The organism is Microseira wollei NIES-4236, assembly GCF_020521235.1.
Lineage (GTDB): Bacteria > Cyanobacteriota > Cyanobacteriia > Cyanobacteriales > Aerosakkonemataceae > Microseira > Microseira wollei.
Genome location: NZ_BLAY01000267.1, coordinates 1 through 9,002, shown reverse-complemented (window position 1 = coordinate 9,002; position 9,002 = coordinate 1). Strand labels below are relative to the sequence as shown.

Sequence of the window (9,002 nt, the reverse complement as noted above, 5' to 3'; positions counted from 1 at the left end):
TGATGTCCTAGAAGGGGGTAAAACAGGACTGATAAAAGGAGTCATTCCTATTAGCAACATAGATCGAGGTATTGAACGAGCAGATGGACATGGAATCCGTGTCCGGCAGATGCAGCGCGTTCCCGAACCTACTTCTACCCTCAGCCTCCTCGCCCTCGGCACTCTAGGCGCAGGTTCAGTTTTGCAGCGCCAACAGAAGCAGAAATCAGCTATCAGCGTTACGGACAAACTTTAGACGCAAGTTGCCATGAGCGGCGCAACTTCCGATGCCCATAAGTCTTGTTGCAGAGGGTTTTGGGATCATTTGATCCCAAAACCTGTAGTAATGTAATTTAACCTTTTTTTTCCATTGTCATACCCCTTACAAAATATTAGGTAAACACAGAACCAAGAGTATTGTTAAATTGATTTACCAAAAAGTAGTAATAGTTGCAATAAACTCCTAAGAATCCTCCGGGTCAGATTGAGAATGTCAGCATCGATATGTACGGAAATTATAAGGAAATTAATCCAAAATTTTTCCCAAATGCTGACATTAGAGTAGACATATTTCACATCACAAAAATTGTCAATTCAGAGCTAAATGCAGCCAGAGTAGCTGGCAGACAATCAGCATTAACTATACCTGCTGCTGCCGAAACAAGCCCGGATTTTAGCCCATACCAAAGGCAGTAAATATGTAAATATGTCTTATTTAAAACGCAAACATTACTCAATGTAAAGCCAAAATTGACATTAAATTAAGTCAAAGAGGTGTGTCCAAGATTAGCAGTAATGCACGCATTAAACGAGGAATTTAAACAGGTATTTGACCTATTTCGGCAGTTGAGGAAAAAATTAGCACTCGACTCAGCGAGGAGAAGGTAATAACTAATAAGCTGTCGCGCATCTAATTTTTCAAACCGCTCTAGTTCAGGGGGCGACAAGCGCCCCTGAACGCTTGATGGCTAATGGTTTTGGCTGTTTTACCCCTGGGCAAAAGTTGCTCAAACAACTTGCTTATTGACAATAAACTATGATGGCTAAAAATATACCCTTGTTTAATCCTGGTTTTATGGTAAAAAAGAACGGTTTCGCTAATCTGACAAGACCGCAACAAAAACTAATAATATATGCTGCCAGCATTCTACCAGACAATTCTGGAAAAATATCTCACGAAAGCACAATTAATTACGTTAAATATGCTAGTCTGGTTGCTTATGAGTCAAAAACAGGTAAAAATAGAAAGACTCGCAGCAACCTTTCCACTACCAATTCAAGAAAATAGTCGTCGTCGCCACTTGCAGCGGTTTTTAAGCTTGAATGCTTTGAGCGTAGTTCTGCTGTGGTTTCCGATAATTCAAGAGATTTTATTTAGACAAATACAACCAGGAAAGGAACTGATAGTAGCCCTAGATAGAACTCAATGGCAAGCAAATAATGTGTTGATGGTAAGTGCTATTTATCAGAAGCGAGCCTTCCCCATATTTTGGGAATTGTTGAACAAAGATGGAGCGAGTTCTCTGGCCGAACAGCAAAAAGTTTTACGCCCGGTTATCCGTTTACTAAGAAGGTATAAATTATATCGTGTCCGGTTGCATCGGTTGCGTTTGGAGAGCTGGGGGAGCAAAGGGGATGGGGGAGCTGGGGGAGAAAAAACGCTTTTTCGCACAATCAACTATACACAACTGATCTCTCGCGGACATGATATTAGTCATCATTGGCGATAGAGAATTCCATAGTGTTGAACTAGCACAGTGGTTACAGCGTCAGCACTTGAGCTTTGTATTTCGCCAAAAACAGGACACAACTTTCCGCCAAAAAAGACAAAAATTTCAATCCTTAAAAAGCCTACAAATAAAACCAGGCATAAAAAGATTTTATCGGGATATAATTTGGACTCAAAATCAAGGCAATGTCCGGTTTAATTTAACTGTTTACTGGAAAAGAAGATATAAGGGAAAACAAGAAGATGAACCTCTGTACCTTTTAACCAATCTTGATGATTGCCAAAGTACATTGTCAGCTTATAGTAAACGTTTTGGCATAGAGGCCATGTTTAAAGATTGTAAAACAGGGGGGTATAATCTGGAAGATTCCAAAGCTTCTCCTGATAGGTTAGTAAGATTAATATTACTAATTGCTTTGGCAATGACAGCCGCATGGTTACAAGGAAAAAGAACTGTTTTTCAAGGAAAACAAGCATATATTTGTAGGCTCCAAGAAGGCCATATAAATAGGAAAAGACACAGCAACTTTTGGATTGGTTTATATGGTCACAATTGGATAGTCGCCTTTCATGAGTGTCAAGAATGGGTAGAGGAATTAATTGCTTGTATTCGCAATAAGCGCAGATTTTATCAACAGGGCTTGAGGGCTATAAAGCTTATACAGCAACCATTCTAGGCGGCTTGTCGCCCCCTGAAATCTCCGACATTAGGCAAGTCTTGGGTAAAGCTACCTGAACTTCCTCGAAAATTGGAATCGGCAAAAACAATCATTTCAGCCATTGTTTTTCTCCTAAATTAATTGGTGTTGTCAAGAGAAAGTCACCTCTTCGAGTTTAGATTCAATCTCAGCTTGGGTTTCTTTCGCCCCCTATTTAAAGTTAAGGCAATTTGCCAAATATAATCTCTACCTTTTGATTTATTTTTCCCAACTATTGATCTATACAATTTCTGCATTTTGGATGATAAATCCTTTTTGATTCCTTGAATCACTTGATAATAACCTGTTGGATAATGGCTCTACCTCAACTACGCAAAGCATCGATTTATAGTAAACTTTATAAAATAAATATTAACTATATTTAAATAAATCAAACTGTTTTTTGCAATATATCTCCAATATTCGGCACAGAATAAGTAAGTAAAAAATCCCATTAGGAGGTTAGACTAACCGCACTTTTAAGCGCGGTTAGTCTAAACTTTAGTTACAATAGAACTCTTGTAAAAATCAACGGAATGGTAATAATTTTCAACCCTTTTTAAGGGGTTTAAGTAGAGACGTTACATGTAACGTCTCTACAGCGTAACGTCTCTACAGCGTAACGTCTCTACAGCCCGTTTTAGGTAAGGGCATTTATGCAAGAGTCTATTGTCTTCCAGTTATGGAATAACAAGTGTCTGCCCAGGTTGAATTAAGGTCGGGTCGGGTCCGATCGTATCTCGATTAGCGTCGTAGATTCGTTGGTACAAATTGCCATCTCCATAAGCTCGCTCGGCGATCAGAAATAGCGTGTCACCTATTTGCACAACATATGTTTGCCCAGGTATGGGTGTGTTGTTTTCTGGAAGTAATGGAATGTAAAGTATCTGCCCTGGTACGAGCAAATTAGGGTTAGATCCAATTACATTTTTGTTAGCCTCGTAAATGTCTTCAGACCTATTTTCATTTCCGTAAGCTCTTTGAGCTATCGAAGATAGATCGTCACCCGATCGCACGACGTATGTTTTGGCAGGTGTGGGTTCTTGAATTGGTCGTGGAGTGAAATCTTCAGGTAGGTTGGGCAAATTCTTCAAGAAAGTAATACTTGGCGAGAAAAAGTATTCACCCCCCTTGAGTGTGACAAAGTTGGCAAAGTTTACATCGGCTTTCTTGGTTGGTTGATCCCGCTCTTTTAACCAGTTCTGCGCTGGCTGCGGCACTTTTTTAATCAGTGGGTCGCTCTGATTTGGTTGGCTTTGACCGCTGACTGCATCCAATCCTGTTCTGTCGTAATTTTTATTTTCTACATTGCGGGAATTGGACATATCGGGTTCAAGAAATCTGGGATGATTAGACCAGAACCGCTGAATAAACTCAAACTGTTCCCAGATATCCGACTGGTAGCACATGAATAGCAACCCAACACCACCCGCAGGCAGGTTATCGGGGTTACCAGATAAGTCGCTGAGGAGACCATAGCTAACTGCACGCCGCGCAATGCGATGTCCAAGCTCCTCTTCTTTGGTTTTAGCAAAAAACCCGCGTTTGTTGACCGATTCCAGCCGGGGATTGGTCTTGCGAGTATGTGCCTGGAATGGGCATTTTAGTCCTAAGTTATCCTTAGAATGGTCAAAGTTATTTAGGTTCTTACCCCCGTCTTTTTTGGAAACAACAAGTGGTGTGCCATCTTCAAAACGTCCCACTGCCATTGCACCAGCCTGCTGAGGAGAAATCCCCAATTTTTGACTCAAGGCAACTTCCGCCTTTTTGAATCCTTGAACATTTTGATCGAGTTTGCGAAAGACAAGAAAACTACCAAAACTAACATTTTTAGTTCCAAAGGTATCTTGAATCAGAACAAGATTGAGTCGAGCGCTGAAAAGATTTTTGGCGAGATTGCCTTCTTCTCGATCGAGATGTTTCTTGAGAAAGAGCGGGTCGCCGATACCATCCGTAAAGCCAAAATGCTCAACAACTTGGTCTTCGTTAGTATTCTTAAAATTGCGACGCAGTACGATACCTGGCTCGACATTGGCTACCGTAGCGTCCTTCAGCTTGTTAGTAATTTCTGATTGTTTTTTGGTAACATCTGCTAAATTCTTAGCAGCGATGATTACTAATGCATCAATTTCCTTCTGATATCCTGGATCCCAAGCGCTAACTGGTGGATCTAGAAGTGCATATTGGCGCGTCTTCATACCTTCTTGGAAAACATCAGCGTAGTCATTGTTAAGTGTGGTTTTTTCAGGTTTTTTTCTATTCTGAAGATTGGGACTTTTCGGCTGTTTAGAATCAGGGAAACCTAGTTTTCGGTAGCCTGATGAAGATAAAGAGAAGTGTACAAATACGCCACCATCACGTCCTTCCTTCCTCCAGGCATCAGCATCATCTAACTGTTTCTTAGTTGATGTAATATCTTGGGCAATTTGAGCGATCGCTTGCTTGATTGCTTTAATTTTGTCCTTGTTCAGGGGATTGGGAAAAGTCAAGAAAAGGTGGACAGAGTGTTCTCTTCCATGTCCTTTGAGAATGTTGCCTTGCAAGTCTTGAAGCACATCTTGATACTGTTGGTCGTTTTGGTCGATTGGTTGAAAGTTTTTTTCGAGATCTAGTGGCATTGTCTACTCCTGGAATAATTGAAATGATTCTTTTGTGGGATGGGCAGGAAAGGCCGATCATTGAGAGGCTGCTCGTGTCGCCCAGCCCACAATTTGGATGATTGATTTTTGGGAATTGTTTTATAGCGCGATCGCACTATAGTTCTAATCCAAATCTTTGACTGAATCGCAACTCAAAGAAGGCTCTACCTTGGCAGAATCCATATTCGAGGTGATGCTTACAACTACACAACGCTGATTAATTGGATTGAGTCCACTTGGATCTAAAGTTGCCAAATAAACTTTGTAATGATTGGTGTAGTTCCTGCCGAATGTGGGTTCGCAACGACGGATTTGTATAATCGCTTCTTGATCGGTGAGTACTGTTGAAGCAACTTCAACACACTTTGCAATTAACAGATCTTGCCGTGCGGCAGTTTCGTTACTCATGATTATCGCTGTCCTAATTTTGGTTTTCCTGAGATCTTGCACCAGCAGACAGGCGAGGCAGAGCCTCTAGTTGTCGTTCCCAGGTTGAACCTGGGAACGAGTTCCAACGAGTTCCAACCTCTCCAAAAGTTCTTGTGGGGTAGGCATCCTGCCTGCCCTTGAATTTATTTTCTAGAGAGGTCTAATACAGTTACAGTTCCTTGATGCGAATGTTGCGGAACTGAACAACCTCGGTATGGCACTGCAAACCAATGAAACCTTCAGAACGTTTCTTCTTTCCGTCACTGGGAGCGGCAAATTCTAGGAGTTCTGGAAACGTACCTGCACTGACTAAATGACCGTTGATTTTGACCTCAATTTGATTGCCTTGCACCTTGATTTCATAGCTGTTCCAGTAGCCTGGTTTGCCGGAATTGCGAAGGCTAATTGCCTTAGCAGCCCATTTTTGTGCTGGAAAAACTTCGTAAACTGCACCCGTTTTATGTAAGGGGCTACCGTAGATGTTATTGGCAAAGTCGTAGCCGCGTTCGTCGATTTGGATTTCCGTGGCGGAGTTATAGAAACTATCATCAAGAACTTTGGGTTCTAGCGTTCGCAGGAAAATCCCAGAATTGGCTTCAATCTCGAAGGCTTTCCACTCCAACTTCAGGATGAAATTCTTGAATTTTTTCCGAGTAAACCAGAGAACGCCAAGTCCAACGTTCTTATCGGCAACACCTGCACCCAACACTGGAATACTCTGATTTTGAACATCAAAGAAGTTTTGGCTACCTGATGTGGAAATTTCCCAACCATCTGCCTTGAAGTTGCCCTGATAAAGAGTTTCAAAGCCTGGTTCGTCGCTAACATTCGCAACTTCGGTGTAGCGTTCAATAATTGAGCGAGCAATCTTGCGAGATAAAGCTAGTCCTGTAGGTACAGGATTCGCAGAACCAACGGTGGGAAAAATCGCTTGATCTATGCAGTAAGCATTGGATACGTGATGGAAACGACCATTAACATCGGTGACTGACTGGGTGTAATCTGTACCCATCCAGAGAGTGCCAGATTCGTGATAGGTAGTGCCTAAACCATCTTCTCCGCCTTCTTTGATAATAAACTCAATCGGCGCGTTGGGATTGGTTTGCGTGGCAGATCCTGGTGGCTGATTACTTAATGTCTCAATAAAGGCAAAAGCAGCTTGTGCCTGAGCAACGCGAACTTCTTTATCGGCTGGCGTTTCTACCAAATTTACAAAAACTTTGGGTACGCGCAGGTTTTCCCCGTTAGTGTAAACATCATCGCCTGTACCGCCGAATGTATTGACACCGATCCAACTAACGTTGTTAGTTCCAATTGGGCTAGTTTTGTCGCCAAATGTTTCGCCGCAGGTGCGAATACTAAGGACAATTTTGCCCTCCATCGTGCCTTTAGTTTGGGCTGCGAGAATTCGGTAGTATTCATCAAAGTTTGGAATCATGCGGTAAAGGAACTCTTCCGCATTACCTTTTGCGCCCGGAAAAGCTGGGTCATCTAAGCTTGGTGCTGCATAAAATTGAAAGTGAAACTGTCCGGGTCCCTTTTGGGTTTTTGTTGTGCCTCTGACGTGCAATGCGGCTGTTTGTAACTCGTTGTCTAGTTGGTTAGGAACGCCCAAAGCAGCACGAGTTACTTTCCAGATGAAATTCCCCCGGACGTGAACCATCAAGTTTCGTCCCATCAATTCTGAATTCGGTGCCAATTGTTGAGGGCGTGGAAATGAATTCAACGCCAGTCGGGTTGAGTTGATAGTGTTACCTGCGATCGCTACTACGGCTCTAGGGCTAAGATTGAGACGTACCACGCGGGCAAGACTTTTATTGTCGCGATCGAACGGATCTTTAATTGCTACCACAATTTGGGTAACAACGCCGTTAACGGTTTCTAATTTGAGAACTTCGACGTTGGGGACTAGGAATAACCGCCGCTTTTGATTATTGCTGTTGGTGTTATCGTTGTCCCGACGAATTGCATCCAGCAGCAAAGGTAAACTGCTAAATTTGTCCATGCTAAACAAACCGGAACCGGGCGATTGACCCATCACTGCGATTGGTGGATCTAGCACTTCTTTGAGCAATGGTAGGCGATCGCTCTTTTGCTGTAGGACATCTTTTGCCCGTCCCTTCAGGATGTCAAATAGTTCGCCGTTGATAAAGTCGGCAGTGGGCTTGGTACCAATTTCCCGCTCGATGAATTCATAGCCGTCAGCTTTATCTTTGAGCAGTAGATAGTCAGTTACCTCGGCGGGCCATTGCTGCAAATCTTCTTGAACCAACCTTGGCGTCCAACCACCCCAGAACAACGACTTACCACCAACACAACGTTGATGTTTGTTGAACTTATGGTGATTGGAATAACTATCTAGTTCAACGATGTTTTTCTGCGAATCTTCAACGATTGTTTCGTTGGCGATGTTGAACAAGCCACCCACCCTGGTGAGATTTTGGAAATGTTCGCTAATCAGAAATGGTCCGGATTCTAAGACGAGAATACGCGGTTTGTTTTGCTGTGCTAATTCCTCGCCGAATTCAAACAGCTTGGAAGCGCAATATGCGCCGTACATACCCGAACCGATTATCACTGCGTCGAACTTACCACCTGCTTGTGCTGCGAGGATTTCTTCCCAGGTATTGCAAACAAAACGAGCGATCGCATCCATTGAGAATGTCGTTCTTTGCACATCTGGTGTTGGCAAGGGCTGTCCTGAATCAATCAGTCTGTTCAAGGTCATGAAAATTCTCCTTGAGCGTGATTTGTTTTCACAAAAACTTGAGCGCAATCTTTCTGTTGGATTTACGCAGAACCTTTGATTGCTTACCCATTGACAAAAATCTGTCTATGCCAGCAGAAGCTCTATCGGTTTGCAAAACGGAAGTTAAGCTTCTGTATTCTTAATGGGTGTCAGCAAAATCGACTTATGCACTTTAAGCTGAACAATGGAAAAGAATACTTGCAAGAAAGCTTGATGGCTGGACGTTTGGATTTATCCTGTAGGCTCTCCTAGCCTAGCGACAGCGCAATCTAACTAATTATTGCAATCTAAACTAGATTTTTTTTCTATCTAAAGTTGCATTTTGGTCTATATATTTAGATGGATAAGATTGTTATTCAGTTTATATCTTTAGGTAGATTTAACTCGATTTATTTTGAATCTAGGGTTAAGGAACGGTTTTTAGGAAGAAGAGCGATCGCTAATACAGCCTATACAGGGGTTCCTGGTATTTGACTTTTTTTGATGAATATTACACAGAAATACTTGTCATTGGTGACAGGGTTAGATAATCTTTTGATTAAAGAAATACCTGGAAAGTCCTGATGGCAAATTCTGAAATATGATGAAATTAAAGGCACTGGGTCCATACTCTCTATCTATCGTCTCAATCCTGCTCGGTGTAGGATTTGGAATGCCAGCGATCGCTGCCTCTCCTTTTGAAGTCTGGTTAGTCGATCAGTCCAACTCACCAGGACTTAATTATGGCGGGAACATAGCTATTTACGATGGGGGCGCTCTCACTCTAGGCAGTTCCCCTC

Annotated in this window: 7 protein-coding genes and 1 pseudogene; 5 read left to right on the top strand and 3 right to left on the bottom strand. The window is 42.4% G+C overall.

Features of this window, described 5'->3' with window-relative positions; all coding sequences use genetic code 11:
- The 4 genes from MiSe_RS45025 to MiSe_RS45010 all read left to right on the top strand — a co-directional run.
- Positions 1-235, top strand: a 235-nt coding sequence (locus MiSe_RS45025; RefSeq protein ID WP_226593186.1) for a PEP-CTERM sorting domain-containing protein, incomplete at its 5' end; no start/stop codon positions are given.
- Positions 236-462: 227 nt separating this feature from the next.
- Complete coding sequence (locus tag MiSe_RS53375; protein ID WP_226593188.1) at positions 463-675, top strand: transposase; 213 nt, start codon at positions 463-465, stop codon at positions 673-675.
- A 437-nt stretch (positions 676-1,112) separates the two neighbouring features.
- Entirely contained in the window at positions 1,113-1,709 is a 597-nt protein-coding gene (locus MiSe_RS45015; protein ID WP_226593183.1) for a hypothetical protein, read from the top strand.
- Positions 1,684-2,385 carry an IS4 family transposase gene (locus tag MiSe_RS45010; RefSeq protein WP_226593181.1) on the top strand — a complete coding sequence of 234 codons (702 nt, stop codon included), beginning with the start codon at positions 1,684-1,686 and terminating at the stop codon, positions 2,383-2,385. The genes MiSe_RS45015 and MiSe_RS45010 overlap by 26 nt, the downstream gene beginning before the upstream one ends.
- Before the next feature lie 701 nt (positions 2,386-3,086).
- On the opposite strand, the gene MiSe_RS45005 is transcribed toward MiSe_RS45010, so the two are convergent.
- The 3 genes from MiSe_RS45005 to MiSe_RS44995 all read right to left on the bottom strand — a co-directional run bounded on the left by MiSe_RS45005 (position 3,087) and on the right by MiSe_RS44995 (position 8,202).
- On the bottom strand, positions 3,087-5,024 hold the full coding sequence (locus MiSe_RS45005; RefSeq protein ID WP_226593178.1) for a LysM peptidoglycan-binding domain-containing protein: 1,938 nt from the start codon (positions 5,022-5,024) through the stop codon (positions 3,087-3,089).
- A 144-nt stretch (positions 5,025-5,168) separates the two neighbouring features.
- Positions 5,169-5,453 (bottom strand): hypothetical protein, encoded by a 285-nt coding sequence (locus MiSe_RS45000; protein WP_226593176.1) that lies wholly within the window; start codon positions 5,451-5,453, stop codon positions 5,169-5,171.
- A 190-nt stretch (positions 5,454-5,643) separates the two neighbouring features.
- The gene (locus MiSe_RS44995; RefSeq protein ID WP_226593174.1) at positions 5,644-8,202 is read right to left on the bottom strand and encodes a 3-keto-alpha-glucoside-1,2-lyase-like domain-containing protein; all 2,559 of its coding nucleotides are present in this window, start codon (positions 8,200-8,202) and stop codon (positions 5,644-5,646) included.
- Positions 8,203-8,803: 601 nt separating this feature from the next.
- Here MiSe_RS44995 and MiSe_RS44990 point away from each other — a divergent pair.
- Positions 8,804-9,002, top strand: a pseudogene (locus tag MiSe_RS44990) (hypothetical protein); the annotation flags it as partial.